Origin of the sequence: Candidatus Accumulibacter sp. ACC012, from assembly GCF_907163155.1 — a bacterium.
Classification (GTDB): Bacteria; Pseudomonadota; Gammaproteobacteria; order Burkholderiales; family Rhodocyclaceae; genus Accumulibacter; species Accumulibacter delftensis.
The window spans coordinates 40,252-67,112 of record NZ_CAJQUC010000003.1; the positions used below are offsets into that span (position 1 = coordinate 40,252).

The window sequence follows — 26,861 nt, forward strand, 5'->3', positions numbered from 1 at the left end:
GCCCCGCGAGGGGCCTGTTTTTTTTGCCAAGGGTTTTTGCCAAGGGTTTTTGCTAAGGTATAATTGTGCTGCACCGCACCATGAGACGCTAGGCCGCGCTCGTTGAATTACCTGCAGATGGAGGAAGTATCGTCATGCCCGAGCAGCTGCGACTGATCAAGAAATACCCCAATCGTCGCCTTTACGATACCAAGACCAGCGCCTACATCACGCTGACCGATGTAAAGGACCTTGTCCTGTCCCGTGAGGTTTTCAGTGTTCTGGATGCCAAGACCGGCGAAGACATTACGCGCGCGATTCTGCTGCAGATCATTCTTGAGGAGGAAGCGTCGGGCGCGCCGCTGTTTACGGCCGATCTTCTGGCGCAAATGATCCGCTTCTACGGTCATGCGATGCAGGGCATGCTCGGCAAGTACCTGGAGACGAGCGTCAAGTCCTTTGTCGATTTCCAGAAGAAGTTGCAGGAGCAGTCGCAGTCCCTCTATGGGGAAAGCAACAGCCAGATGCAGAACGACATGTGGTCGCAGTTCATGAATTTCCAGGGCCCGGCGATGCAGACGATGATGACCACCTATATGGAGCAGAGCCGGAAGATGCTTCACCAGATGCAGGACCAGCTCAAAACGCAGACCCGCACACTGTTCAACGGCATACCCCTGCCGGGGTTTCCGGCCGATTCCACCAAACAGCCGCACGACTCCGAACAGAAATAAGGGCGTCCTTGTGATCTCTACAGGGCCTTGCTGCAAGGCCTTGTCGCTGACCATGAATGGCTTGTTGTGTTTTAACAGCAAACAGCGCCTGACTACTCGCGTAGTCAGGCGCTGTTACGTGAGCAGGCCTCTGCCTACCGCTTAGCGCAAGAGCGAGATGAAGGTCGCGGCGATGATCGCCGAAGTGATCACCCCGCTGATGTTCGCTCCCAGCGCATGCGGCATGATGATCGCATGCGGATTGGCTGCCATGGCCACTTTCTGGACGATCTTGGCGGTGGTCGGTACGCAACTCACGCCTGCGATGCCGACGATCGGGTTGAACTTGCCGCCGCTCCAGAAGTACAGAATGTAACCACCCGCCAGACCGCCAAGCGCCGAAACTCCCAGAGCCAGCATGCCCAGAAGCAGCAGCTTCAAGACCGTTGGGTCGAGCAGCGTGTTCGCTTCACAGAGAACGCCCAGGGTCAGGCCGAGGAAGAAAGTGGCCCCGTAGAGGAAAGTTTCGCCGAGCAGCTTGGCGAAGTTCTCGAGGCCGCTTTCACGCACTGCGACGCCAACAAACAGCGAGAAGAACAAGGGCGCCGCCACCGGAAAGAGCAGGCACAGTAGCGTGCAGGCGACGACGGCGAAGATCAGCTTCTGCGAACGGCTGATCCTCGGCCCCTGATCGGCAGCCATGCTGATGCCGCGAATGTGCTTCGGTACCAGCCACTTGATCATGTACGGGTAGACGCCGTAGGTCAGGCCGAGGTAAAGGTAGCCAACGACGGTGATCGACACGAACAGATGCTTGGCGAGAACCAGTGAAGTGAACAGCACCATCGGACCATCGGCGCCGCCGATGGTGGCGACCGACGCTGCTTCGGGTGCCGTGAGGCCGAGAGCAATGGCGAAGGGGAAGACCACGAAAGTGCCAAGTTCGGCGAACAGGGCGATGAACATGCTCTGGAACGGGCGGGCCATGACGTAGCCGACATCCAGAAGCACGCCGATACCCATGAACACCAGACAGGCGATCAGGCCGTTGCTGAAGGTGAGCGTGTATATCGGCTGCAACCAGTCGATCTGCAAAATGTTGATCAACTGGAGCGGGTCGGTAATCAAGGGATCGACGAAGAGCGTTCCCGGCTTGCCGCCTTCGAGGAACATCACCGCCGCGTTTACCGAGGACATGCCCATGCCCATCGGAATCATCAGCAGAGGTTCCAGGACGTTCCGAGAGCCCAGATAGATGAGCAGGAAGCCCAGCAACATCAGGAAGATACGCCCCATCATGATCTGCGGCTCGGCGGCGATCAGAGTGGCTACACCCTGGAACAGATCGAGAAAATTTATGCTTTCCATGCGCTTCAGTCCTCGTACCTAGCCGCGGCGCCCACCGCTCCGCTTGTCGGCGTGTACACCGACTCGCGGAGCATGTGGGGTGTCGGGTTTCGGCTGATATCCGCTCACGCGATTGTCAACAGGGGCTGTCCGCCCTCGATGGGATCGCCGGCAGCGACCAGTACTCGCGTCACCTGACCGGCACGGGTCGCGATCACTGGCGTCTTCATTTTCATGGCTTCGAGGACCATCAGTCGGTCACCAGCGGCCACCGACTGACCCACCTTGACGTTGACTTCGACGACGGTGCCACCCATCCCGGCGAGGATATCGCCGTCGCCAGCGGAAGCGCCAGCTGCGGCGGACGGCGCCGCGGCGGCCGCAGCTGGCGCGCTTCCCCCGGCCTGTGGCGCGGCGGCCACGGCCGCGGGCGCTGCTGATGGCGCCGATTGACCGGCATTGAGTTCCAGTACGCTGACGTCGTATTCGCGTCCGTTGACCGTGACCTTGAATTGTCTGGGCATGTGTTGCTCCTGTTAGCGGTGGCTTCGGCCGGGCGAGTGGCCCGGCGTATGTGATGAATGTTGGGCGGCGCGACCGCCGACTGCCCAGCCGTGGCTGGGTTGTGAAATGCGCAAGACGCGGTGCGGGCCAATGGCCGCGAAGATCGCCGCCGACAAGGCCGCGACGTCTTCGTCCGGAACGCCGAGGAACACTGGGCAAACGTCTCCGGTCGGGACTTCGACCGCTGGGCGCTTTTCCATCCTGCCGGTCACTACAACCAGCACTTTGATCAATACGGCGACGACCAACGACACTACAATGGCGATGCCGTAGACCTGTAGCGATGTGATGATGGCGGTTGTAATCATGGGGTTTTTCTTCCTTCCATCGCCGGTTACATGGGGATGTTGCCGTGTTTCTTGGTCGGCCTGAGTTCATGCTTGTCGAGCACTTTGCGCAGGGCCAGGGCAACCATCCAGCGGGTGTCTTGTGGCTCGATCACGTCGGTAATGTAGAAGTTGCTGGCCGACACGTAGGGTGAGGCGAACTTTTCGCGGTATTCCTGTGCCATTTCGGCGGCTTTCGCCGATTGATCGTCTGCCGCCGCGATTTCCTTGCGATAGAGAATCTTGACCGCCGCTTCGGCACCCATGACCGCGATCTCGGCCGTTGGCCAGGCGAAGACCATGTCCGCGCCCATTTCCTGGCTGCACATGGCGAGATACGAGCCACCATAAGCCTTGCGCAGGATGACCGTAATTTTCGGGGTGGTGCAGGAGCCGTAGGCAAACAGCATTTTCGCGCCATGGCGAATGATGCCGCCACGCTCCTGTTCGACGCCGGGCAGGAAACCGGGGACATCGACCAGCGTCACAACCGGCACGTTGAAGACGTTGCAGGTGCGAACGAAGCGCGCCACCTTGTCGGCCGCATTGAGGTCGAGGGCGCCGGCCATGACCATTGGCTGGTTGGCGACCAGGCCGACGACGACGCCGCTGATGCGCGCGAAGCCGACAATGATGTTGCGAGCAAAGCCCGCATGCACTTCGAGCAGCTCGCCATTGTCCACCAGACGGCGAATGACGGCGTACATGTCGAGCGGTTCCGACGGGCTATCCGGGATGCAGTCGTTGATGCCCGGATCTTCCATCTCCTCGATCGGCACCGACAGGTCGTGCGGCGGATCCTCGGTATTGTTGGCCGGCAGGTAGGAGAGCAGTTGCTTGACCACACCGATGGCGTGCTGGTCGTCTTCGGCGATGAAATGGGCGTTGCCACTGATCGTGGCGTGCATCTCGGCGCCGCCGACTTCGGCCATCGTCGTCGCGCGTCCGGTCACTGCTTTGATGACCTGCGGACCGGTCAGGAACATGTGCGCGTTTTCGCGAGTCATGATCACGAAATCCATCAGCGCCGGCGAGTATGCCGCGCCACCCGCGCAGGGACCACAGATCACCGCGATCTGCGGGACGACGCCGGAGAGCAGGACGTTCGAGTAGAAGACGTCGCCGTAGCCCGAAAGTGCATCGACACCTTCCTGAATGCGCGCGCCGCCTGAATCCTTGAAGGCCACCACCGGCACACCGTTCTTGAGGGCGTGGCGCATGGTGCGGTTGATCTTTCTGGCCTGCATCTTGCCAAGTGTTCCAGCGACGACGCTGAAGTCCTGGCTGAAAGCGGCGACCTGCATGTCGCCGACGTAGCCGGTGCCGCAGACTACGCCGTCGGCGGGCAGCATTTTCTCGGCCATGCCGAAGTTGGTGGCACTGTGCGAGGCATGCAGGCCTAGTTCCTGAAACGTTCCCTCGACAAAGAGGGATCCAAGGCGTTCGCGAGCCGACAGCAAACCCTTGGCGTGCAGCGCTTCCAACTTTTCTGGGCTGACGTTTTCCGTCAGCTGTGTGCGCTTGTTGCGCAGCTTATCTATTAATTCCGGTCGTATCGTCATCGGGAATCCTAACGGTTGGCAAAGTTTGAACTTACTCGCAGCAGCGGGGCTGGCGACTTTCCGGCAGCGTAGTATCCACACTTTTGTAGGTGCTGGCTAGTGGTTGTGAAAATCATTTACACGGAGCCCTCGACCGGAAAAATCGCCTCCCGGGAGCCGCTCGCGCTGGCTGGAGCAGGCCGTCGCTGGCCCGGCCGAAGGCGCGGATCGACGGGATCGTGCCAGCGCTGGCAGGGAAAAAAACGCGACCTGGAGGTTTGCGCGTCGCGCAGGGAAGCGAGGCCATCGTAAGCGTAGTCGGCGTACAATTCGCCGTGGCCGGCCCTGGCCTTGCCGGGCGGGGTTGGACGGGCAAGGGAATTGCGCTGCTCAGACGCAAAAAAAGCCCTGATTGATCAGAGCTTCTGTTGTTTAAGACTGGTGCCCAAGAGAGGAATCGAACCTCCACGGTGTTGCCACCACTAGGACCTGAACCTAGCGCGTCTACCAATTTCGCCACCTGGGCATTTCCAGAGAGGCCGAATTCTATAGGAACAAAAGAAAATGTCAATAAGCAAACTATCAACAGTACGCCGTGCCGACCCCTATCTTGAGCGTGAGTTGAAGACCTATGAACAGCCCTTGCCGTCGCGCGAGTACATCCTGCAGATCCTTGAGGAGCAGGGCAAGCCGGTGAGCTTCGACGCGCTGTGCGTCTTGCTCGACATCCGCAACCACGAACTGGAGCTCCTGCAGCGCCGCTTGCGGGCGATGGAGCGTGAAGCGCAACTGCTGCGTAACCGCAAAGGTTCGTTCATTCTCCCCGAGCGCGCCAGCCTGATTGCCGGGCGAATCGAGGGACACCCGGATGGCTACGGCTTCCTGGTTCCCGACGATGCCGGCGAAGACCTGTTTCTCGAAGCCAGGCAGATGGCCAAGGCCTTGCACGGTGACCGCGCCCTGGTGCGTGTCGTCGGCGTCGATCGTCGAGGGCGTCGCGAAGGCGTTATCGTCGAAGTCATCGAGCGGGCGAACAGCCGCGTTGTCGGCCGGGTACTGGTCGAGCACGGCATCACGCTGGTTGTTCCCGAGAATCGGCGCATCAACCAGGACATTCTGGTGACGCCGGACAGCAGGAGCGGCGTGCGCTCGGGTGAGGTGGTCACCGTCGAAATCATCGAGCAACCCGGTCGTCATTCGAAGCCGATCGGACGCATCGTCGAAGTGCTCGGCAACTACGCCGATCCGGGCATGGAGATAGAAATCGCCCTGCGCAAGCACGAGCTGCCCTTCGAGTTCTCGAGTGGCGCTCTCGCAGAGGCGGCGCAACTTCCGGAGCGGCTCAGGCCCTCAGATAGCGAGGGAAGAAAAGATCTGCGCGCGCTACCTCTGGTAACCATCGATGGCGAGACGGCGAGAGACTTCGACGACGCGGTTTTCGCCGAGCGCCAGGGCGCTGGCTGGCGCCTGGTGGTGGCAATCGCCGATGTCAGCCACTATGTGCAGCCGGGGACGGCGCTCGATCGTGAGGCGAGCGAGCGCGGAAATTCGGTCTATTTTCCGCGCCGGGTGATTCCGATGCTGCCGGAAAAACTTTCGAATGGCCTGTGTTCGCTGAACCCCGACGTCGATCGCCTGGCGATGGTGTGCGACATGGCCATCGACGCCGGCGGCGTGATCACCGATTACGAATTCTATGCAGCCATTTTTCGTTCGCAGGCACGTTTGACCTATGACCAGGTCTGGAACTGGCTGGCCGGGACGGCGCAGCCTGAAAGCGAGGTTCATCGCCGCCTGCAGCCACAGCTGCAGGCGCTCTACGCCTTGTTCAAAGTCTTGAGCGAAGCGCGTGGCAAACGCGGCGCCATCGATTTCGAAACCATCGAGACGATGATGCTGTTCAATGAGCAGGGCAAGATCGACAACATCGTTCCGGTGCACCGTAACGACGCGCACCGCGTGATCGAGGAGTGCATGCTGGCCGCGAATGTCTGCGCCTCGGGATTTCTGCAGGCCAACCGGCATCCTTGCCTGTACCGCATTCACGAAGGGCCGACCCCTGAGAAACTCACGGCCTTGCGCAATTTCCTCAAGGAATTTGCCCTTGGCCTCGGTGGCGGCGACGATCCGACCGCCAGCGATTATGCTGACTTGCTGGCAAGCATCCAGGAGCGTCCGGACGCGCAGTTGCTGCAGACGGTGATGCTCCGTTCTCTGCGTCAAGCCCAGTACAGCCCTGACAATGTCGGCCATTTCGGTCTTTCCTACGAGCATTACACGCACTTCACTTCACCCATCCGGCGCTATCCGGACCTCCTGGTACACCGCTCGATCAAGGCGGCACTCGCCGGCACGAGCTACTTGCCGGGCAAATGGGCGGAGATCGGCATGCACTGCTCGCAGACCGAGCGCCGTGCCGACGAGGCGACGCGCGACGTCAGCAACTGGCTGAAGTGTTACTACATGCGTGACCGAATTGGCGAAACCTTTGCCGGAACGATTGCGGCGGTGGTACCTTTCGGCGTTTTTGTTGCCCTCGATGAGGTCTATGTCGAGGGGCTGGTGCATGTTTCGGAACTCGGCGAGGATTACTTTCAGTACGACAGCACCCGGCATCAGATGCTTGGCGAGCGCACGGCAAAACGCTATCGCCTCGGTGACCGCTTGCAGGTAAAACTGGTCAAGGCCGATCTCGAAACCGGGCGCATCGACTTCGTGCTGGCCGACGGCTAGGTGTTTGGCGTTTTTGCAGGCTTCCCGCTGCAAAAACGTCGTCGCTGCGGTCACCGTCGATCGGCGGCTACGCACTGCTTTGCTGCATCACACTCTTCGAGACGCGCGCCTTCTTTGAAAGGAAGATTGCATGAGTTCCCAGTTTGGTCTGCTCAAGGCCCGTCGCTTCGCGCCTTTCTTCGGTACGCAGTTTCTCGGCGCCTTCAACGACAACCTGTACAAGAATGCGCTGGTCGTGTTGCTCACTTTTCAGGCCGCGAGCTGGACGACGCTGACTCCCGAGGTTCTCACCAACCTCGCGGCAGGTCTCTTCATCCTGCCCTTCTTCCTCTTCTCGGCAACTGCCGGGCAGTTGGCCGACAAGTACGACAAGGCTCGTCTGGCGCGGCTGACCAAGCTGCTCGAAATCGTCATCATGGGCGTCGCACTGTCAGGCTTCATGATGCACAGTCTCGAAGTGCTGCTCCTGGCCCTGTTCCTGCTCGGTTTGCAGTCAGCGCTGTTCGGGCCGGTCAAGTACGCCATCCTGCCGCAGCACCTGCGCGAGAACGAACTGGTCGGCGGCAATGCGCTGGTCGAGTCAGGGACTTTCGTCGCCATTCTGATGGGCACCCTGGCCGGCGGCATTCTCGCCGGTGCGGCTGGTCATCCGACCTGGGTCGCTTTCGCCGGCTTGCTGGTCGCGGTCGTCGGCTATCTGTGCAGCCGCGGCATCCCGCCGGCTGCGGCGCCAGCTCCGGATCTGGTCGTCGGCCTCAACCTGTTTGTCGAGACCTGGCGCAACATCGGCTTCGCGCGCGAAAACCGCACGGTCTTTCTATCGATTCTCGGCATCTCCTGGTTCTGGCTGTACGGTGCGCTGTTCCTGGCGCAGTTCCCGGTGTATTCGAAGAGCGTCCTCGGCGGTGACGAGACGACCGTGACCCTGTTGTTGTCAGTGTTCACCGTCGGTATCGGACTGGGCTCGCTGCTCTGTGATCGGCTCTCGGCCGGGCACGTCGAGATTGGCCTGGTGCCTTTCGGTTCCATCGGCCTGACCATTTTCGGTCTCGACCTGGCTTTTGCGTCGCCCGCTGTGCTGCCCACTGGCGCGCCACTGGCGCTTGCCGGAGTTCTCGCCATGCACGAGACATGGCGGGTGCTTTTCGACCTTTTCGCGCTCGGCGTCTTCGGGGGCTTTTTCATCGTGCCGCTGTATGCGCTGATCCAGGTGCGCAGCGCCGCGGAACAGCGGGCGCGAATCATCGCCGCCAACAATATCCTCAACGCGCTGTTCATGGTCTGCGGCGCGCTGGCTGCTGCCGGACTGCTTGGCAACGGCATCTCGATTCCGGCGCTGTTCGCTATCGCCGCGCTGTGCAATGCGGCGGTGGCGGTCTACATCTATAGCCTGGTGCCCGAGTTCATGCTGCGTTTCATCGCCTGGTTGTTGATCCACTCGGTGTACCGCATGCAGCAGAAAGGGCTGGAAAACATCCCGCAAGAAGGGCCGGCGGTGCTGGTCTGCAACCACGTCAGCTTCGTCGATCCGATCGTCATTGCCGCTGCCAGCCGGCGGCCGATCCGCTTCGTGATGGATTATCGTATCTACCGTCTGCCGGTGATCAACTTCATCTTTCGCCACATGAACACCATCCCGATTGCTCCCGCGCGCGAAGATCAAGTGATGATGGAGGCCGCTTTCGAGGAAGTCGCGCGGGCCCTCGAAGACGGTGAGCTGGTGGCTATCTTCCCGGAAGGGCGGATTACCGACAGCGGCGACCTCAACCCCTTCCGATCGGGCGTGCAGCGGATCGTCGGACGCACGCCGGTGAGCGTGATTCCGATGGCCTTGCAAGGCCTGTGGGGTAGCTTCTTCAGTCGCAAGGGGGGGCCGGCAATGAGCAAGCCGCGGCGTTTGCTGGGGCTATTTTCCAGGATTACGCTGAACGTTGGCGGGGCGGTCGAGCCCGCGGCAGCGACGCCCGAGCATTTGCGCGAGATTGTCGCCGGCCTGCGTGGTGACTGGCAGTAAGCCCTGGCACGCCGCTGGCGTCGGCGGTCGGCTATTTCGCGTCTCGGCGATACCGGGAGGCGTGATCAGAAGCCTGCCTGCAGGTGGAGGGGACGGTCATGGCTTTCATCATCAGGGGTGTCTCGACAGGTGATGACCGTTAGAATGAGCGCCATGCGATTTTCCGGCCAACAACTGCGTGAGCGACTCGATCTTTACGAGCGCCTGATGCGCCTCGACAAGCCGATCGGCATTCTGCTGCTGCTCTGGCCGACGCTGTGGGGGTTGTGGCTGTCGGCGCTAGGTAGGCCGGACTGGCGGGTGCTCTGGATTTTCGTCCTCGGGACGGTGTTGATGCGTTCGGCCGGCTGCGTGATCAACGACCTGGCCGATCGCAACTTCGACCCGCACGTCGCGCGTACCAGTCAGCGGCCGCTGGCTGCTGGCCAGGTGTCGGTCAGGGAGGCTTTGCTGCTTTTTTGCGCGCTGGTCGGCTGTGCCGTCCTTATCGTCGTGCCGCTGCGTAGCTGGCTGCTCGCCGCACTGTGCATCGCGGCGCTGTTTCTTGCCGCCAGCTATCCTTTCACCAAACGCTTCCTGGCCATTCCACAGGCCTACCTTGGCCTTGCTTTCGGCTTCGGAATTCCGATGGCCTATGCGGCACAGCTCGGAACGGTGCCCGCGGAAGCGTGGTGGTTGTTGCTGGCCAACGTCTTCTGGGCGATTGCTTACGATACGGAATACGCCATGGTCGATCGTGCCGATGACCTCAAGATCGGCATTCGTACTTCGGCGATTACCTTCGGTCGCTTCGACGTGGCGGCGGTGATGCTGTGCTATGCGCTGACCCTGGCCTTGATCGCCGCGGTCGGCTACGGGCTTGGCCTGGGGGTGTTTTTCTACGCCGGTCTGGTGGTGGCAGCGGCAATTTCCGCCTACCATTACACCCTGATCCGGGCGCGCAAGCCGGCGCCTTGCTTCAAGGCTTTCCTGCATAACAACTGGCTCGGGGCCAGTATTTTTGCCGGCATCGCCGTGGATTTTTTGGCCTCGAAAGGGATTTCCGGATGAAAGCTCCCCTGTTTTTCTGTTCGCTGGCGCTGCTGGTGGCGACGGTCCACGCTGCCGATGGCGACGATACCCGGCAGTTGGCGTCCTTGCCAGCGGCAGCGGAATCCACGCTACGTGCCGAGATGCGCGCCAACCTCCTGGCCTTGAACGAGATTCTTGGCCTGGTCGCCAGCGGGAAGTTCAAGGAGGCCGGCCAGATCGCGGAGCAGGAGCTTGGCGTCTCGGCAATGGGCAAGCATCGCGACCTCCCCTTTGCAGCCCGTCCCGGACCACACATGCCGCCGGCGATGCACGCTATCGGCATGGACGGGCATCGCGCGGCGAGTGAGTTTGCCCGTATCGCCGCCAGCGGCGACCGCGACAAGACCATCGCCGCGTTGCCGTCGCTGACCAGCGGCTGTGTCGCTTGTCACTACGTTTATCGTCTTCGCTAGTCAATCGCTACGCTCGTCGGCGGCGCGGTGGCACTCAGGTACATTCCGACCTACCCATCGTATCTTCGTCAAGGTCAACAATAGAGCCAAGAGGTGCTGGCCGTGGCGCTCTTTCTCAAGAGCGAGTGAACGCTTTCCGCCATGGCTGACCATGTCGAAGAAATTTACACATGGGCTCGCCGAAGCGTTGATTAAAAGAACAAAACATAAATAATTCAAATGGATGATAAATGGGGCGCATTATTTGCTTTCTTTTTACCAACGCTTGATGGAGCCCATGTTTTCTGGACGGTACAGGCACAGGCGGATCACCGATGCTTTCGCGTCAAGCAAGATCGCCACCCCGACCGACAGGAGAACCACTATGAGAACGAGCAAAAGGAGTACGGCAGCGGCAGTTGCCTTGGCTTGGGATGTGCCGTCGCACTGACATGGGCATGGCCGGCCATGGCAGCACCGGTCAGCATCCTTAACGCCAGTTTTGAAACCCAGTTTCTGCTTGAGGACACGTTCACCAACAATGTTCTCACCGATTGGTCGGACAGCACAGGCTGTGCGCCGGATTGCTTTGGCGCCTTCAACCCTGGCGTCGGCAATGTCGCGTTTCCAAGTGGCAACGTACCGAATGGCAATAACACCGCGTACATGGTGTCGCCAGGCGGTGTTCCGCTGACGCAGACGCTCAGCGCAACGCTACTGGGGAATACGACCTACACGTTGCGGGTGGCAGTGGGCAATCCGCTTGATCGGCTCAATGTGGGCTCGTTTGGATTCCAGCTTGGGCTGGTCGGATCGGCTCAGAACATCATCGACTTCACCGATCTACTCGACAATGTCACCGACGGCGGCTTCGATGAGTATTCTGCCTCGATGTTCGTGTCGAGCGCCAACCCCGACATCGGCAAAACCATGGTGCTTCGATTGATTGGGACGAACAACTCAGGCCCCGGGACGCCTTATGTGGCATTTGACAACGTGCGGCTGGATGCCGAGGCGGTGACCGCGGCCGTGCCGGAGCCCGCGAGCGTGGCGATGGTCGGTTTGGCTCTTCTCGGTCTGGGCGCGACGCGGCGAAAGCATGCCCGATCAGTTGGCGCATAGCTGGGCGGCGTTAGCGTACTCGCCGGGCACTGGCCTGGGCCGCTAGTTGCTGCGCTGTTCCGCTTCGTCGAAAGACATCGGTTGGGCACGGTCCTTGGCCGCATCCAACGCCGCTAGAAGCTGCTGCTATCGCTAGCGGACGGATGCTCCCGTACGCCCCGATGGCAGGCGCCTTGGCGGTGGCCTTGCGGGCCGGGCAGACTTCGTTGCCGATGCGCCTGCCAGATTATAATCAGGCGTTGAACGCCCTGGTCACTGGCTCGCGGACTCCACGGCGGGGTCGCCTGGCCGGGTCCACCTTGATGGTCGCCTTTGCGACCCTGCCGCCGGGAGGCTCCCGGCCGGACACCTGCTGATGAAATATCACGACCTGCGCGACTTCGTCGCGCAACTGGAAGGCCTCGGCGAACTCAAGCGCATTGGCGTCGAGGTTGATCCGCGCCTCGAAATGACCGAAATTTGCGATCGCGTGCTGCGTGCCGGCGGGCCGGCGCTGCTCTTCGAGAAGCCCAGGGGGCACCGCATACCGGTGTTGGCCAATCTCTTCGGTACGCCGCGGCGCGTAGCGCTGGGGATGGGGCAGGAATCGGTGCTGGCGCTGCGCGAGGTGGGCAAACTGCTGGCCTATCTCAAGGAGCCCGAGCCGCCGAAAGGACTAAGGGACGCCTGGGACAAGCTGCCGGTACTCAAGCAGGTGCTCAACATGGCTCCGCGCGTGCGTTCTTCGGCGCCGTGCCAGGAAGTGCTCTGGGAAGGCAAGGACGTCGATTTGTCGCGCCTGCCGATCCAGCTGTGCTGGCCGGGTGACGCCGCGCCGCTGATCACCTGGGGGCTGACGGTGACCCGCGGGCCGCACAAGATGCGCCAGAACCTCGGCATCTATCGCCAGCAGGTGCTCGCTCCGAACAAGGTGATCATGCGCTGGCTGGCACATCGTGGCGGCGCCCTCGATTTTCGCGAGCACTGCCTGCAGTACCCCGGCCAGCCGTTTCCGGTGGCGGTGGCGCTGGGCGCCGATCCGGCAACGATTCTGGCGGCGGTGACGCCGGTGCCGGACAGTCTCTCCGAATATCAGTTTGCCGGTCTGCTGCGTGGCGCCAAGACCGAGTTGGTGAAATGCCTCGGTTCCGATCTGCAGGTGCCGGCTTCGGCCGAGATCGTCCTCGAAGGTTATATCGATCCCGCAGAGACTGCACTCGAAGGGCCGTATGGCGACCACACCGGCTACTACAACGAAAAGTCGCTGTTCCCGGTGTTCACCATCGAGCGTATCAGCATGCGCCGCGAGCCGATCTACCACAGCACCTACACCGGCAAGCCGCCCGACGAACCGGCGATGCTTGGCGTGGCGCTCAACGAGGTCTTCGTGCCGCTGTTGCAGAAGCAGTTTCCCGAGATCGTCGATTTTTATCTGCCGCCTGAAGGTTGTTCCTATCGCCTGGCGACGGTGAGCATCAGGAAGCAGTACCCGGGGCATGCCAAACGGGTGATGTTCGGCATCTGGAGTTTTCTGCGCCAGTTCATGTACACCAAGTTCATCATCGTCGTCGACGACGACGTCGATATCCGCGAGTGGAAGGAAGTGATCTGGGCGCTGACCACCCGCGTCGACGCGGCGCGCGATACACTGATTGCCGAGAACACGCCGATCGACTATCTCGACTTCGCCAGTCCGGTCGCCGGCTTGGGCAGCAAGATGGGTCTCGATGCGACCAACAAATGGCCGGGCGAAACCAGTCGCGAGTGGGGAACGCCGATCGTCATGGACGCTGCCGTCAAAGAGCGGGTCGATGCACTGTGGAGCGATCTCGGGCTATGACTGCCAATGGTTTGAGTGGCGGCCCTTGCGTGATCTCGCGCTTGGCCAATTGATGTTCGCGCGGCGCGGCAAGTGCGCTGCGTGACTGGAGAGAAAATGAGTAGTGAGCTTATCCCCGATTCCTACCTGGAAGGCGAACGCGCCTGGTGCCACGTCATCTACGCCCTGCACGCGGTGGCCGTGGTGATCGGCGTTGCCGGTGCGGCGAGTGTCGCCGGCGCTTTCGTCTTTGGCGTGCCCTCCCTGTTTGCCGTCATTCTCAACTACGTCAAGCGCGGCGATGTCCGCGGCACCTGGCTTGATAGCCATTATCGCTGGCAGATCCGGACCTTCTGGTTTACGGCGCTGTGGCTGCTGGTCTACGGCCTGCTGATCATCACCATCATTTTCATTCCGATCGCCTGGTTGTTGATTGTCGTCCTTGGCCTGTGGGTCAGCTATCGCGTCATCCGCGGCTGGCTGGCGCTGTCCGGACGAAGAGCGATCGACGACCTCTGAGCGCCACCGCCGCAAGGGCCAAGGGTCACGAGTCGCTGGCGCGACTTTCCCATTAACGGTCGGCGACCCACAGTAGCAGGGCATCCAGGGCGGCTTTGCCGAGGCGGGCATTCGGGTCGTTGATCAGGCCGACGACGATCCAGCGCTTGCCGCTGTTGTCCAGCACAAATCCGGCAATCGCTCGCACGCCTTCCAGATAGCCGGTCTTCAGGTGCGCTCGTCCAGCCGCAGAGCCATTTTTCAAGCGCTTGCGCAAAGTGCCGTCGACGCCGGCGACCGGCAGCGAGGCGATCAGTTCGGCCATCACCTGGCCTCGCCAGGCAGCGCCCAGGAGTTGCGCCAGGCCAGCGGCCGAGATGCGCGCCTGGCGTGACAGGCCGGAGCCATTGTCGATGAACAATTCGGGCAATTGCAGATCGTTGGCCAGCAGCCAGCCGGCGATCTGTCGACGCGCGCCCTCGATCGTCGCTGGCCGTTCGCTGTCCAGGGTCAGGAACAGCTGGCGCGCCATGACGTTGTTGCTGTACTTGTTGATATCGCGCACGATCTCGCCGAGCGGCGGCGACTCCTGGGAGAGAAGCATCGTGGCAGCAGCCGGCGTACGGCCTTCCAGCACACTGCCCTTGAAGCTACCACCAAGTTCCTGCCACAGCGCACGAAACAGGCTTTCGACCTGCCTATCGGCGGCCCACGGGGCCAGGTTCAGGCTGCGCTCGCCACAAGCCGCCGGAAAGCTGCCGCTGAGTTCGATGCGCAGCCCTTTGATCACTGGCGTGAGCTGTTCACGCCAGTCGCCGCAGGCGCCACGCCCGAGGCTAAGGCGATTGTCGATGCTGAGACCCGCGCTCGGCGTTTCGGCGATCACACGCACGGCGTTTCCAGCCGCGTCGGCCTGCAGGAGCAGGCGCAGGCTCTTGAAGTTCACCAGCAAGGCGTCGGGGCCGGCGTTGTAAGGCCGCAGCGGCTGTTGGTCAAACTCTCCCGGATCGTGCGCCGGCAGGGCAAAAGCGCTGCGATCGAGAATCAGGTCGCCATTGATTTCCTTCACTCCGCGCTGGCGCAACTGGCGCAGTAACAGCCAGAACTGTTCCAGCGCCAGCTTCGGGTCACCGCTGCCGCGCAGGTAGAGATTGCCGTTGAGCCGGCCGTCGCGCGGGCTGGCGTCGGCGAGTAGCTCGCTGCGCCAGGTATAGGCCGGGCCGAGCATATCGAGGGCGGCGTAGGTCGTTACCAGCTTCATCGCCGAGGCCGGGTTCATTGCCTGCTGGGCGTTATGGCTGAGCAGCGGCGGCCCGCCGTCGACCGCCTGCACGACCATGCCGACGGCGTTTGCCGGGATGCCGGCCTGCTGCAGGGCTTGGCTGACGGCGCTCGGCAAGTCGGCCGCCCGGGCCAGCGGCAGGCCGCCGAGCAGGACGGCAAGCAAGGCCACGGCGAGCGCTCTAGCGGCGCCCGGAACGAGGGAAGAGTGGGTCATCCGCTGCGCCGGCTGCAGCGCGCGAGGTGTCGAGAAAGTTCGCTCGCTCAGCCCCGGTCCCAGGGCGCCGGATGGCTGAGAAATTCGCTCAACATGGCGTCGAGCTGGCCGAAGAGGAGGTCGTTCCGCCCTGCCAGCCAGGCACGCACCAGATCACTATGATGTCCCGGAAGGGCTTCGGCCACCAGATGTTCGGCGACAGTGAAGTCGTTCATGCGGCCGAGCAGGTCGAGCAGTCCGGTCGCACTCTGCTGATAACGCTGCAGGCGGCGGGCCGGGAACAGGGGTGCAAAGAATTCGATCGCGTACCGCAGTCGTTTCAGCGCCTTGCGCAAGTCGTGGCGTGCTTCCGGATCCGACTCCTTCGTTCTGGTGGCGAGTTCGGCGACCTTCTTGGCACGTTTGTTCAGTGAGCGTGGGGCAAACACGGTCAACGCGGGCTTCTTCTTTTCCGGTAAGGCTATTGTTGCCGCGGTGAACTCGAGCAGCAGCTTCGAGTAGTCGGGTGAGGCGATTGCCGCCTGCGCCGCCTTGCGGCAGGCCGCCAACTGGATGGCCGCTTGTTTGGCCACCGCGTGGACATCGCTGTGCTCGGGAAAAGCCTTGCTGATCGGTGGCAGGACCTCGGTGAGAAAGACGTCCCAATTGCGGGTATCGCCGAGTTGCCCGGCGAGCGCACTCCAGCGCGGGTCGAAGTCACTGACGTACTCTACCGGCAGCAAGGGTTTCCAGAGTCGAATCGCCGAACGCAGACGACGGATCGAAACGCGTGCCTGATGGATGAAGCCGGGATCGTTGCTTTCACGTGCGCCGCGTTCGTTGCCCTGCAACTGCACCAGGCAGGCGACGGCGCTGCTACAGAAGACAGCGATGCTCGACATGCCCAATTGCAGCTTCGCCTCGGCGGCCCTGACCGGCGTGTTCGCTGTGTTCGCCGGGTTGGCGGCCAGGCGGTAGCCGCGCTCGGCTTTGCTGGGGGCTTCCGGGTGCAGCGGCAGGTCTTTTTGCAGGGCGATGGCCACTGCGAACAGGTCGGCAACGCTGCCTTCGAGCAGTTCGAGCTCGACTTCGCAGATCGTCTCCTGACGTCCGTCGGCGTCGATTTTTCCGCGGTCCAGAGCGACCTCGATGCGGGTTCCCTCATTTGGCGTCAGAAGCCAGCTGAGGCGTGTGAAGTCGGTGGTAAACACCGGCACCAGTTCGCTCGTCGCTGCTTCGAGAAAGCTCCGCAGCTTCGGCGTGTCAACGTGCGAAAAATCGAAGTCGCCCGGCTGGCTGGGGACCTCCCACTCGTTGCGCTGTGCCAGGCCCCCGGGTGATGGCGCTTGGCTTTTGACGGTCAGCAGCCACTCCGTGCCCTTCTTGCGATAGCGCACGGCGATGTGCTTGGCTTCAAGTCGTCGGTCGGGCGTGTCGTAGTAGGTATTGATCAGCTTCTCGCGGTGCGACGGGGTATCAGCGAGGATCGGGTGTGTCGGTAATCTTCGCGCCGCGCTGACGGGAATGCTCAGCTTGATCTCGGTTTCCAATGCCATTAATGGGGTCTCCTCGTTAAATTGTTATAGGTACGGCAGATTTCAGAGATCATAGTTGCGTAGTTCATCGACGTTGGCGATGTGGATTTTTCGCCCGTCGACGGCGATCAGGTTTTTTTCCGAAAGTTCGTGCAGGATTCGCGAGAAATGTTCCTGCGTCAGATTGAGACGCGAGGCGATGACGCCCTTGTTGGTCGGCAGCGTGACGGTAATCACCTGGTCACCCGTTTCACCTTCCTCGCGCAACAGGTAGCAAATGATTCGCCGGCGACCGGAATGCAGCGAATAGGACTCGACGTCGTTCATCAGTTGATGCAAGCGCATGGCCAGCCCGGCGATCATCTTGCGGCCGAGCTTGGGGTCGGCATCCAGTTCTTCGTTGATCGCCGCCTTCGAGATGTGCAGTAGCAGCGAGTCGGCGAGCGCCTGCGCATAGACCATGAACGGCCTGTCGGTGAACATGACTGCCTCGCCGAAGGTTTGCCCCTGCGGCAGGATGTCGACGACTTTTTCGCCGCCTTGCGGTGAGGTGAATGCCAGCTTCACCTGGCCATAGACGATCAGGTAGAAGCCGGTCGGTGTGTCGCCCTTGTGGAACAGGATGTCGCCACGCGTGGCTTTTATTTCGCGTGTGCCGCGCGCAAGGCGCGCAATCTCCGCTTTCTCCAACTCGTTGAACAGTGGTACGTGCGCCAGTAGCGCTTCAATATTGATGCCGGGTTGGGGCGAATGCATGGGCAGTTTCCGAAACGGTCAGCCAGAAGTAGAAGTAACTGCGGGCAACAATATTCGCATGTGTATTCGCCGGGAGCAAGCTGCGCTCGGCCGTAGCACCTCGACGCCTGCCAGCGAATGACATGTAGATTTCCCGTGATAAACGCCGGGCAGCGCCGCTCGTTTGGCATATCGCGCCGCCTGGCCGTATACTCGGCCGATTTTTTGCGTGAGGCAATTGTGGATTCACACATGGTGACGCTTGGTTCGGACGCACCCCTAGTGCCGGAAATCGCTGCTGGCACGCCCGCCAGCTTGGCGCGTGCCTGGTTGTGGTTAGGGGTAATGGCGCTGATCGGCTCTGGCTTGTTGGCGGTTCTGCTGGTCCTGTCACGAACGCCGGGCATTCAGGATGTCTTCCCGCTCAAGGATTTGTTCCGTGCGGCGCTGGTGGTGCACGTCGACCTGTCGGTGGCGGTGTGGTTCATGGCTTTTGCCGCGGTCATCTGGTGTGCCGTCGGTGCTGCCGGTCTGGCGTGGCTGGGCTGGAGTGGTTTCGCCCTGGCGGCCCTGGGTACCGCGCTGATGACCGTTTCACCGTTCTTCCCGGGCGCCGAGCCGGTACTCAACAATTACATCCCGGTGTTGAAGCAGCCGCTGTTTTTTACCTCGCTGTGGATCTTTGCCGTCGGCATCACTCTGACGGTAATGCGCGGGTTGATCACCATCTGGCCGCAACGCTTTCTCGGTGAGCCACTACGCCTTGGCGCTTTCCTGGGCGCGGTCGCCGCTTTCCTGGCGCTGGCCGCATTCTACTGGTCGTGGTTGCTGGTGCCCGAGGTCGAGGGAACGATCTATTACGAAGTGATGTTCTGGGGCGGTGGGCACACCCTGCAATTTCAGCACGCGCTGCTGATGGTTGTCGCCTGGTTGTGGATCGCCGCAGCGCTCGGCTGCCCGTCGGCGGCATCGCACCGTGCGGTGTCGGTGCTGTTCCTGGTCGCCGCGCTACCGCTGCTGGCGGTGCCGGCCATCTATCTGTTGTTGCCGGTCGGTGAACTGCCGCATGTCGAGCTGTTCGCCAAACTGATGGAGTGGGGCCATCCGTATATGGGACCGCTGATCCTGCTCGGTGCCTTGTCCCTGTGGGGCGTGCGCTCCTTGCCCGCGGCACCGGCCAAGTCGGCGTTTATCGCTTCTTTCACGCTGTTCGCGCTCGGCGGTGTCCTCGGCTACATGATCCACGGCGTAAATGTTGTCATTCCGGCGCACTATCACGGCTCGACGGTTGGCGTCACGCTGGCCTTCATGGGCCTGGCCTATGTGCTCCTGCCTCGCCTCGGCTTCGGCCCGGTCGAAGGTCGCATGGCGCGCTGGCAGCCCTACGTCTATGGCGGTGGGCAACTGATCCATGTCCTCGGCCTGGCCTGGTCGGGAGGCTACGGCGTGCAGCGCAAGGTCGCTGGCGCCGAGCAGATGCTGACCACGCTGCCGCAGAAGATCGGCATGGGGATGATGGGCCTCGGCGGCCTGATCGCCGTTATCGGCGGCCTGATGTTCGTTTTGGTGTGTCTGAAAGCGATGTCACGACGGCGCGCGCAGGCAGCGGAAAAGGTGGAAAAGGTGGAAAAGGAGCGGCGGGCATGAATCAGCAGCGTGCGCTGTGGGTGGCGGTAGTCGCCGGCGTATTGACCGTGGCCACCGTGGCACTGCTCGCCTATCGCGTCCTGGTTCTCGGCGGATTGCCTCCCGGCGACACCATTCCCGACAGCTTGCGCTCGCCGCCGCAACTCTCGCCGGAAGCAGCGCAGGCCGAAGTTGACGCGATCATGACGCTGACTCTCGATGATCTTGATGGCCGCCCGCAGGCCATGGCGCAGTGGCAGGGCAAGGTCCTGGTGGTCAATTACTGGGCCAGTTGGTGCAAACCTTGCGTCGAAGAAATGCCGGTATTTTCCCGCCTGTACAGCCGCTACGCCGCGCAGGGCGTGCAGTTTGTCGGCATTGGCATCGACGAAGTCGACAATCTGCGCAGCTTCGTCAAGGCGACGCCGGTTTCCTATCCGCTGCTGCTGGGCGGCAAGAATGCCGGCGAGACGCCGGGCCTGCAGGTGAAGGCGCTGCCGTATACGGTGGTCATCGGGCGCGATGGGCGCTTCGCAAGCAGTCGCCTGGGGCGGCTGGATGAGGCGACACTCGAGCCGATGCTGAAGGAGCTGATCGGGAAGTAAGCGGACTAAGCTGTTTGAGCTGTTTGAGCTGGCGGTTGCTGGTGACCGATTGCTGCGGCGAGCATGGGGACGCGGCAGCTAGTTGCGGCCGGGGTGAGAGCGGTCTGCGCTGACCTGAGCGCGGTGAAGTTGCAGCCGGCCGTCCGAACGCGTGGCGCGCAGAGCAAAGTCGAAGCGATCGGCGTGCGCGCAGAGGCTGAGATCGCTGGCAGGCAGGTTGGCGTTGCTGTCGGCCTGAAAGCGCCGCCCGAAATCGGAGTTGCGCACGCGGGCGGCGTACACTTCTGGATCGGGGTCTTCGCCGTGCAGCAGGGCTTCAATATAGTCTGCGCAAGCGATATCCTCGTCACCATCGCGGTCGACCCATTCGCCGGTGATCACGAAACAGACCTCGGCAGGCTGCAAGGCGAGAAGCGCCTGTGCCGTCGCCCGCCCGAGGACCAGGCTGCCGGCGAACAAGGCGCGGCAGGAGCTGAATCGCAGCAGCCCGCGAACTCCCGCGGCAGTGGTCTGAATGAGTGGTCGCCCGGCCAGCTTGGCGCCCTGCAAGGCAGACGGCGAATTGCCGAAGTCGAAACCGGGTATCGGGTCGCCACCGCCTACCGCGCCAGTGGTCAGCGCGTCCGGCAGCGCGTGTTGCAGGTGAAAGGCTGCGGAGATCGTTTCCACCGGGTAGATGGTACTGGCGCCAGCGGCGAGAGCGTAGGCGGCCGTCGAGAAAGAACGCAGCACGTCAATCACCACCACGGCATCCTCGGGCTCGTGTTGTCCGGGATCGAGGCGGTTCAGGAAGAGGCGGCGGGTGTGCATGCTTGCTTCAAACCCCTGTTCAACAAGACGAAAAGAACGATTGAGGCCTCAAGGTGAATCAATGAATTCGCGTAGATCGCGGACGAAGCGGTCGCGCTCCCACTGGTGCGGAGAGTGGTCCGTGCCTGCGTAGACATGCAGGATGGCACCGGCGATGCGGTTCTTGACGTAGTGTGCAGTTTCGCTACGGTAGTAATTGCTGTCGCCGCCGTAGACCAGTAGCGCCGGGATGTCGATACGTTCGAGAACGGACCGGTAATCGGCTTCGGTCAGGCTCTCCCAGCAGGCAATCAGCGGCTTCGCATCCTGCGCGCTCAGCCACTGCCGCGCTTTCTCCAGACCGGGCGAGTTTTCGTGATACTTCTGCCTGGCGCGGACATTGAGTCCCATGCCGCCAAGGCGAAGAACCGATTCGGCGAAGTCGTCTTCCAGATGCTTCAGGAAGGCTTGCGACTGCTCACGGTCGAAGTTGCCGTAGATGCCGTTGGACCAACTGTCATCGGTCAGCAGTTTTGGCGACTGGTCGATGAAGACCAGCTTGTGCAGATTCCGGCAACCGTGTTCGCCGATGTACTGCCAGAGAGTCAAGGCACCCATCGAGTGGCCGACGACCACCAGTTTGTCGAGTGCATAGTTCTCGATCAGGTTGTTCAGGTCTTGCGCCATGCGTTGCACGGTAGGCACCGTGGCCTGCGTCAGGCGGTGGCCACCATGACCGCGGGCATCCCATCGGAATACACGGTGGTGGGCGGTCAGTGCTTCGAGGAAGGGCTGCCATTCGCGGTGGCTGGCGGTCCAGCCGTGCAGCATGAGGATTGGCGAGCCATCGCCGGAAACCTGTACGTGGATTTTTTCGCCATCGTCGGCAAAGAAATGCGTCATAGAAGGGGATCAGCAGGAAAAATGCCAGGGTGTCACAAGCAGGTGACAACGGCAACAATAATTGCCATCTCGCAAGAAAGGTTTGGCTGTCAATTGCCGAGTGAGGAAATCCTCGAAGTTTTCGCCACCGACCTGGATCTGAACGCCCAGGGACTCGACGTCTGGCTGGGCGCTCGCTCAGCGCCCGGTACGCGTCGAAAGAAGCGGCGTCGCGCGGGCGGCAATAGTGCGGGTGCAGCCGTCACCGAACAGCGCGGTCGGGCCGCCGATTTTGCAGTAGATGCCGCTGTCGCGAGTCGGAATGGCGCCTTCGACGACCAGCAGGGAGGCGCCCTTGTTCGCGGCCATGATCGTCCTGCACTTTGCCGACAATGGCGCGGGCATCACCGAGGCCAATTTGGCGCGTCTCTTCGATCCCTTCTTCACCACCAAGCCGGTCGGGCAGGGTGGCCGGGGTCTCAGGCTGTCGATCGGCTATGGCATCGTCGAACCCCAGGGCGGCCGACTGGAAGCGGCGAACCGGCCGCAGGGTGGCGCTCTGTTCACCCTGAGCCTGCCTCTGGCGCCGCGCTAACGGTCATGACATGTCAGGATACCCCGGATCATGAAATTCATGACCGTTTCCCCCTCTTCCCCGACCCTGCTCCCGCGAGCCGAGAAGGGAGTTTCGTGAGTCGCATTCGCGACTTTCACATTAACGGTCATGACACGTGGAGACACCCCAAATCATGAAAGTCATGACCGTTTCCCTCTTCCCCTGCCCCTTCTCCCGCAAGGGGAGAAGGGAGTTTCGTGAGTCGCTTGCGCGACTTTCACATTAAGCTGGGTCACCGCCGCCGGTCATTTCTCGCGCTTTAACCCAGCGGTCGAAGTCCTCGCCACTGACGTACTCCAGCTCCAGCGCTGCTTCGCGTAGCGTGCTGCCGGCATGGTGTGCGCGCTTGGCGATCTCGGCGGCGCGGTCGTAGCCGATGTGCGGTGCCAGCGCGGTGACCAGCATCAGCGAGCGCTCCAGCAACTCGCCGATGCGTTCGCGTCTGGCCTCGATGCCGCCAACGCAGTGCGCCTCGAAGCTGTTCATGCCGTCGGCCAGCAAGCGCACACTTTGCAGAAAGTTGTGGGCGATCAGCGGCTTGAAAACATTCAGTTCGAAGTTGCCGGAGGCGCCGCCGATGCCGATTGCGACGTCGTTGCCCATCACCTGGCAGCAGAGCATGGTCAGCGCCTCGCACTGCGTCGGGTTGACCTTGCCGGGCATGATCGAACTGCCTGGCTCGTTTTCGGGGATGCTGATCTCGCCGAGGCCGCAGCGCGGTCCCGATGCCAGCCAGCGGATGTCGTTGGCGATCTTCATCAGCGCGACGGCCAGCGTCCTGAGCGCGCCGTGTGCAGCGACCAGGCCATCGTGCGCCGCCAGCGCCGCGAACTTGTTGCTTTCCTCGATAAAGGGCAGGCCGCTTTCGCGGGCGAGTTCCGCGCTCACGCGCGCGCCAAAGTCTGCGGCGGTGTTGAGGCCGGTGCCGACCGCGGTGCCGCCAATGGCCAGCGGGTACAGCGAGGCCAAGGCGTCTTCGATCACCGCTTCGGCATGTTCGAGCTGGGCGACGTAGCCGGAAAACTCCTGACCCAGGGTCAGCGGCGTTGCGTCCTGGAGGTGAGTGCGGCCGATCTTGACGATGTCCGCAAAGGCTGCCGACTTGGCCGCCAGCGTCGTGCGTAGCCGGGCCAGTGCTGGCAGTAGTGCGCGCGTAATGCCGAGTACCGCCGCCACATGGATGGCCGTCGGAAAGACGTCGTTCGACGACTGGCCGCGATTGACGTCGTCGTTGGCGTGCACGCAGCGCTTCGCGCCGCGTTCGCCGCCGAGCAGTTCCGACGCGCGGTTGGCCAGGACCTCGTTGATGTTCATGTTGCTCTGCGTACCCGAGCCGGTCTGCCAGACCGAGAGCGGAAACTCCTGGCGATGGCGGCCGAGCAGGATTTCCTCGGCGGCAGCAGCGATCGCCGTTGCCTTGCTCTCCGCCAACAACCCGAGCGCGCAGTTCACACGCGCGCAGGCCGACTTGACGGTGGCGAGGGCGAGCACCAGCTCCTCGGGCAGGCGCTCGCTGGAGATGTCGAAGTGTTCGAGTGAGCGCTGCGTCTGCGCTCCCCAGAGGCGATCGTTGGCTACCTCGATGCTGCCGAACGAGTCCTGTTCCCGGCGCGTCGTGCTCATTGCCGGTATCGCCGCGGGTGGGGATTGGTTTGCCGGAATCGGCGCATCGCCTTTTCTCCTGACTGATGGAAGCGCGAATCATAGCTTCCGGGCCTGGCTACGGCTAGTAACGGCTAGTAACCGCCAGTCATCGGTTCCGGCCGATTTGCCAAAAATAAATTGTTAGATGTCACTTACTAAAAAAATAGGTGCATCTCGGCCGGGCGCGTGCTATCGTTACTCCATGGTTAATCGACTGGCACGTTACGAATTCAGCGAACGACTCGCCGACCTGCTCGGCGAGTCGCGGCGCGACCTGCGCTTTCGGGTCACCCTGATGGTCACCGGCGGGCTGGTGGCTCCTGGCCCCCGCGGTCGTGGTTCGCCACCGGCGACGCCGCAGTACGCGGCGCAGTTGTTGATCGGCGCGATGGCGGCACCGCAGCAGGCGCAGACCATCGAAGCCATCCGCTGCTATGAGGATTTGCGGCCGGCGGCGGTCGCGCCGGGGGGGAATACTCCCCGTGTCCTCTTCGGTCCGGCAGTGGCAAGGACCGACGCCGAGGAGCCACCGGCGGCGGCGATTGGCCTGCACGGCATGCGCTTTGGCGAAGCGCTGGCTCAGCTTCTGGAACTGGCCTGTGCCGAGGAGACGCGCGCCATCGTTGCCGGCGAACTTTTTGGCGTCTGGATCAACCGTGGTTGTCCGGTTGCCTCACTGCAATTCAGCGCCTGGTGGCAGGGCCGCCGCGCCGTCTTCAGTCACACCTATGGCCTGGCCCCGGGCGCTGCCCCGCCGGCCTGGCTTGACCCCCAGCGTGGTGGATTGGTCGATCCAGGGCTGTTCCACACCGTTTTCCTGCCGGTCCGCAAATTGATCGAGATCGGTTCGCTTACCACCTTGTCCGATGACAGGAGTAGTCCAATGCTGAACAAACTGGGCAACAAAATGGCCGCCATTGCGAATATGGCAAAACTCGCTGCCAAGACGCCGCACGGAAGTCGCTGGGAGAAGCTTCTCTCGACGCTGGCCTCGGTAAAAGCCTGGTCCGACCAGGTCGACGCGCAGGAAAGCCGCTTGCGCGAAGTCAGCGCCTTCGGCAGTAATCCCGGTGAATTGAAGATGTACACCTATCTCCCCGAGGGGCTGCCAGCGAACGCCCCGCTGGTCGTCGTCCTGCATGGCTGTACGCAGAGCGCCGCCTCCTACAACAAGGGCAGTGGCTGGTCGACGGTCGCCGATCGGCATGGTTTCGCGCTGCTCTTTCCGCAGCAGCAATGGAACAACAATCCGCTGTGCTGCTTCAACTGGTTCCGCCCCGAAGACAACGAACGCGAACGTGGCGAGGCGCAGTCGATCGTACAGATGGTCGACAAGATGGTGGTCGAGCACGGCCTTGATGGTTGCCGGGTCTATGTGACCGGCACCTCGTCCGGTGGCGCCATGACGGCGGTGATGCTGGCCAGCTATCCGGAAGTCTTTGCCGGTGGTGCAGTCATCGCCGGGGTACCCTACCGCACGGCCACGGGCTTGCAGGAGGGGCTGGAGAGCATTTTCCAGGGGCGAGTACGTTCTGGCCAGGAATGGGGGGCGCTGGTGCGCGCCGCGTCTGCACACCAGGGGCCGTGGCCGACGCTGTCGGTGTGGCACGGCGATGCCGACACAGCGGTGAAGCCGGTCAATGCCGAAGAGCTCATCAAGCAGTGGGCCGACGTGCACGGGCTGGACGCCAGGCCAAGCATCGAGATGCGCATTGACGGCTATCCGCGCCGGGTCTGGCAGGGCGCCGACGGCGAGGAGTTGATCGAGTCCTACACGATTACCGGTATGTCGCACGGCGCGGCGCTCGATCCCGGACCCGAGCCGCATCAGTGCGGCACCGCGGCGCCGTTCTTCAACGCCGTCGGGATTTCGTCTACCCACCGTATTGCCGATTTCTGGGGCCTGCTTGCCGAGCGCCCGGCAAGCGCGCAGGCGCCCGGAGTCGTCGAAGGCGCCGGCGCGCGGGCAGCGAATACGGCGGCCGAGTCTGCTGCGGAAACGGCAGCGGCAGCGGAGCCTGCTCCGGCGGGCGCCAGTCGTGCCCGCCCCGTCGGTGTCGCTGAGCCCTTGCTTCGCGAGGAGCCCTCTGCAGGCGCAGGCGCCGGGAAGGCGCACGCGGGGCGCGCTGAAGAAGCGTCGGGGACTGCACATCGCGCCCTGGGTCTCGATGTGCATGGCATCATTTCGGCATCGCTGCAGGCGGCGGGACTGCTCAAGCCGGGCAGCCGGCCACGCAGTTCCGCGCCACTGGGCATCGATGTTCCGGGAATCATTTCCACCGCGCTGGAAGCGGCGGGAGTGCTCAAGGGCGGTGCGCAGCGTTCAGGTCCGTTCAGCCCGTTTAGCCCGGAAACCTTGCGCAGCGCTGGCTGGGAAGGCGCCGGCTGGGATTTGCTGCACGATGATGCGCGTGCTTTTCGCGGTGGGTCGATGCTCTACGGGCATGCTTCGTCAGGCGATTCCGGGGCCGTCGGCGCGCGCGCGCAATCGATCTCGCGGCGTCTCACGCTCGGTCCGCGGCCGGAGCTGAGCTATGTGCGGCGGCTGGACCTGAACGCTGCGGTCAATGACTACACCAGCGCCAGCTTCAGGGTTCTGGTCGATGGCATTGTCGTCGATGAAGTTACGGCGATTGGTATGGTCCACCAGGAGAACGAATGGCTGCGTCAGTCAGCGCTCGATCTGGCGCGTTTTGCCAACCGTGAGGTGACACTGACGCTCGAAGTGGCGGCCTATTCGAACATCTACAGCACGGTGTATGCCAAGGCCTGGGTGGATCAGGTGACGATCAGCAATACGGTCGATGTTGCGGCGCATTGCTGATGCTGGTGGGCAATACGCCGCGCGGGGCTG

The 26,861-nt window shown here is 62.4% G+C and carries 22 protein-coding genes, 1 tRNA gene and 1 pseudogene; 12 read left to right on the plus strand and 12 right to left on the minus strand.

From position 1 onward, the window contains the following. Positions 1–134: 134 nt before the first annotated feature. Positions 135–713 (plus strand): polyhydroxyalkanoate synthesis repressor PhaR, encoded by a 579-nt coding sequence (phaR, locus tag QZ648_RS03680; RefSeq protein ID WP_169067879.1) that lies wholly within the window; start codon positions 135–137, stop codon positions 711–713. Between the two features lie 141 nt (positions 714–854). Here phaR and QZ648_RS03685 read toward each other — a convergent pair whose 3' ends face one another. The 5 genes from QZ648_RS03685 to QZ648_RS03705 form a co-directional block, all read right to left on the minus strand. Continuing rightward, positions 855–2,060 carry a sodium ion-translocating decarboxylase subunit beta gene (locus QZ648_RS03685; protein ID WP_169067878.1) on the minus strand — a complete coding sequence of 402 codons (1,206 nt, stop codon included), beginning with the start codon at positions 2,058–2,060 and terminating at the stop codon, positions 855–857. 104 nt (positions 2,061–2,164) lie between these two features. Next, positions 2,165–2,563 carry a biotin/lipoyl-containing protein gene (locus QZ648_RS03690; protein WP_169067877.1) on the minus strand — a complete coding sequence of 133 codons (399 nt, stop codon included), beginning with the start codon at positions 2,561–2,563 and terminating at the stop codon, positions 2,165–2,167. Positions 2,564–2,575: 12 nt separating this feature from the next. Next, the gene (locus QZ648_RS03695; protein ID WP_169067876.1) at positions 2,576–2,911 is read right to left on the minus strand and encodes a hypothetical protein; all 336 of its coding nucleotides are present in this window, start codon (positions 2,909–2,911) and stop codon (positions 2,576–2,578) included. A gap of 26 nt (positions 2,912–2,937) precedes the next feature. Next, a complete protein-coding gene (locus QZ648_RS03700) occupies positions 2,938–4,491 on the minus strand; it encodes an acyl-CoA carboxylase subunit beta (protein ID WP_169067875.1) in 1,554 nt (517 codons plus the stop codon). A 418-nt stretch (positions 4,492–4,909) separates the two neighbouring features. Then, positions 4,910–4,996 (minus strand) — tRNA-Leu (locus tag QZ648_RS03705). 38 nt (positions 4,997–5,034) lie between these two features. Here QZ648_RS03705 and rnr point away from each other — a divergent pair. The 7 genes from rnr to QZ648_RS03740 all read left to right on the plus strand — a co-directional run bounded on the left by rnr (position 5,035) and on the right by QZ648_RS03740 (position 14,119). Next, positions 5,035–7,203 carry a ribonuclease R gene (gene rnr, locus QZ648_RS03710; protein ID WP_169067874.1) on the plus strand — a complete coding sequence of 723 codons (2,169 nt, stop codon included), beginning with the start codon at positions 5,035–5,037 and terminating at the stop codon, positions 7,201–7,203. Between the two features lie 130 nt (positions 7,204–7,333). Then, a complete protein-coding gene (locus QZ648_RS03715) occupies positions 7,334–9,217 on the plus strand; it encodes an MFS transporter (RefSeq protein ID WP_169065058.1) in 1,884 nt (627 codons plus the stop codon). Between the two features lie 144 nt (positions 9,218–9,361). Further along, positions 9,362–10,267 (plus strand): 4-hydroxybenzoate octaprenyltransferase, encoded by a 906-nt coding sequence (ubiA, locus tag QZ648_RS03720; RefSeq protein ID WP_248595188.1) that lies wholly within the window; start codon positions 9,362–9,364, stop codon positions 10,265–10,267. Next, the gene (locus tag QZ648_RS03725; RefSeq protein WP_211203587.1) at positions 10,264–10,701 is read left to right on the plus strand and encodes a cytochrome C; all 438 of its coding nucleotides are present in this window, start codon (positions 10,264–10,266) and stop codon (positions 10,699–10,701) included. Before ubiA ends, QZ648_RS03725 begins: the two co-directional genes overlap by 4 nt. A 219-nt stretch (positions 10,702–10,920) precedes the next feature. Continuing rightward, positions 10,921–11,802 (plus strand): PEP-CTERM sorting domain-containing protein, encoded by an 882-nt coding sequence (locus QZ648_RS03730; RefSeq protein ID WP_169065059.1) that lies wholly within the window; start codon positions 10,921–10,923, stop codon positions 11,800–11,802. A 355-nt stretch (positions 11,803–12,157) separates the two neighbouring features. Continuing rightward, positions 12,158–13,621: a 4-hydroxy-3-polyprenylbenzoate decarboxylase gene (gene ubiD, locus QZ648_RS03735; protein WP_169065060.1), complete on the plus strand. Its 1,464-nt coding sequence runs from the start codon at positions 12,158–12,160 to the stop codon at positions 13,619–13,621. Between the two features lie 96 nt (positions 13,622–13,717). After that, a complete protein-coding gene (locus QZ648_RS03740) occupies positions 13,718–14,119 on the plus strand; it encodes a hypothetical protein (protein ID WP_169065061.1) in 402 nt (133 codons plus the stop codon). 52 nt (positions 14,120–14,171) lie between these two features. On the opposite strand, the gene dacB is transcribed toward QZ648_RS03740, so the two are convergent. Genes dacB through QZ648_RS03755 form a run of 3 tightly spaced genes read right to left on the minus strand, consistent with a single transcriptional unit; the run spans position 14,172 to position 17,866 of the window. Next, positions 14,172–15,596, minus strand: coding sequence for a D-alanyl-D-alanine carboxypeptidase/D-alanyl-D-alanine-endopeptidase (dacB, locus tag QZ648_RS03745; RefSeq protein WP_169065062.1), 1,425 nt, complete (start codon positions 15,594–15,596; stop codon positions 14,172–14,174). A 47-nt stretch (positions 15,597–15,643) separates the two neighbouring features. Beyond that, positions 15,644–17,131, minus strand: a complete 1,488-nt coding sequence (locus tag QZ648_RS03750) for a CYTH and CHAD domain-containing protein (protein WP_169065063.1) — start codon at positions 17,129–17,131, stop codon at positions 15,644–15,646. Positions 17,132–17,173: 42 nt separating this feature from the next. After that, a complete protein-coding gene (locus QZ648_RS03755; RefSeq protein WP_291996154.1) occupies positions 17,174–17,866 on the minus strand; it encodes a Crp/Fnr family transcriptional regulator in 693 nt (230 codons plus the stop codon). Between the two features lie 231 nt (positions 17,867–18,097). Between QZ648_RS03755 and QZ648_RS03760 the strand changes: the two genes are divergently transcribed. Then, positions 18,098–19,492 (plus strand): cbb3-type cytochrome c oxidase subunit I, encoded by a 1,395-nt coding sequence (locus QZ648_RS03760; protein WP_169066402.1) that lies wholly within the window; start codon positions 18,098–18,100, stop codon positions 19,490–19,492. Continuing rightward, complete coding sequence (locus tag QZ648_RS03765; RefSeq protein WP_169066403.1) at positions 19,489–20,076, plus strand: TlpA disulfide reductase family protein; 588 nt, start codon at positions 19,489–19,491, stop codon at positions 20,074–20,076. Before QZ648_RS03760 ends, QZ648_RS03765 begins: the two co-directional genes overlap by 4 nt. Before the next feature lie 78 nt (positions 20,077–20,154). Here QZ648_RS03765 and QZ648_RS03770 read toward each other — a convergent pair whose 3' ends face one another. The 3 genes from QZ648_RS03770 to QZ648_RS03780 all read right to left on the minus strand — a co-directional run bounded on the left by QZ648_RS03770 (position 20,155) and on the right by QZ648_RS03780 (position 22,116). Beyond that, positions 20,155–20,886, minus strand: a complete 732-nt coding sequence (locus QZ648_RS03770) for a 2-phosphosulfolactate phosphatase (protein ID WP_169066404.1) — start codon at positions 20,884–20,886, stop codon at positions 20,155–20,157. Between the two features lie 48 nt (positions 20,887–20,934). Further along, positions 20,935–21,768: an alpha/beta hydrolase gene (locus QZ648_RS03775; protein WP_169066405.1), complete on the minus strand. Its 834-nt coding sequence runs from the start codon at positions 21,766–21,768 to the stop codon at positions 20,935–20,937. Positions 21,769–21,945: 177 nt separating this feature from the next. Continuing rightward, on the minus strand, positions 21,946–22,116 hold the full coding sequence (locus tag QZ648_RS03780; RefSeq protein WP_169066400.1) for a hypothetical protein: 171 nt from the start codon (positions 22,114–22,116) through the stop codon (positions 21,946–21,948). Positions 22,117–22,120: 4 nt separating this feature from the next. Here QZ648_RS03780 and QZ648_RS03785 point away from each other — a divergent pair. Further along, a pseudogene (locus tag QZ648_RS03785) lies at positions 22,121–22,342 on the plus strand (ATP-binding protein); the annotation flags it as partial. 243 nt (positions 22,343–22,585) lie between these two features. Here the strand turns inward: QZ648_RS03785 and fumC are convergent. Then, positions 22,586–23,986 (minus strand): class II fumarate hydratase, encoded by a 1,401-nt coding sequence (fumC, locus tag QZ648_RS03790; protein ID WP_169066407.1) that lies wholly within the window; start codon positions 23,984–23,986, stop codon positions 22,586–22,588. Between the two features lie 223 nt (positions 23,987–24,209). On the opposite strand from fumC, the gene QZ648_RS03795 reads away from it, so the two are divergent. Next, positions 24,210–26,831, plus strand: a complete 2,622-nt coding sequence (locus QZ648_RS03795) for a PHB depolymerase family esterase (RefSeq protein ID WP_248595343.1) — start codon at positions 24,210–24,212, stop codon at positions 26,829–26,831. Positions 26,832–26,861: the final 30 nt, after the last annotated feature.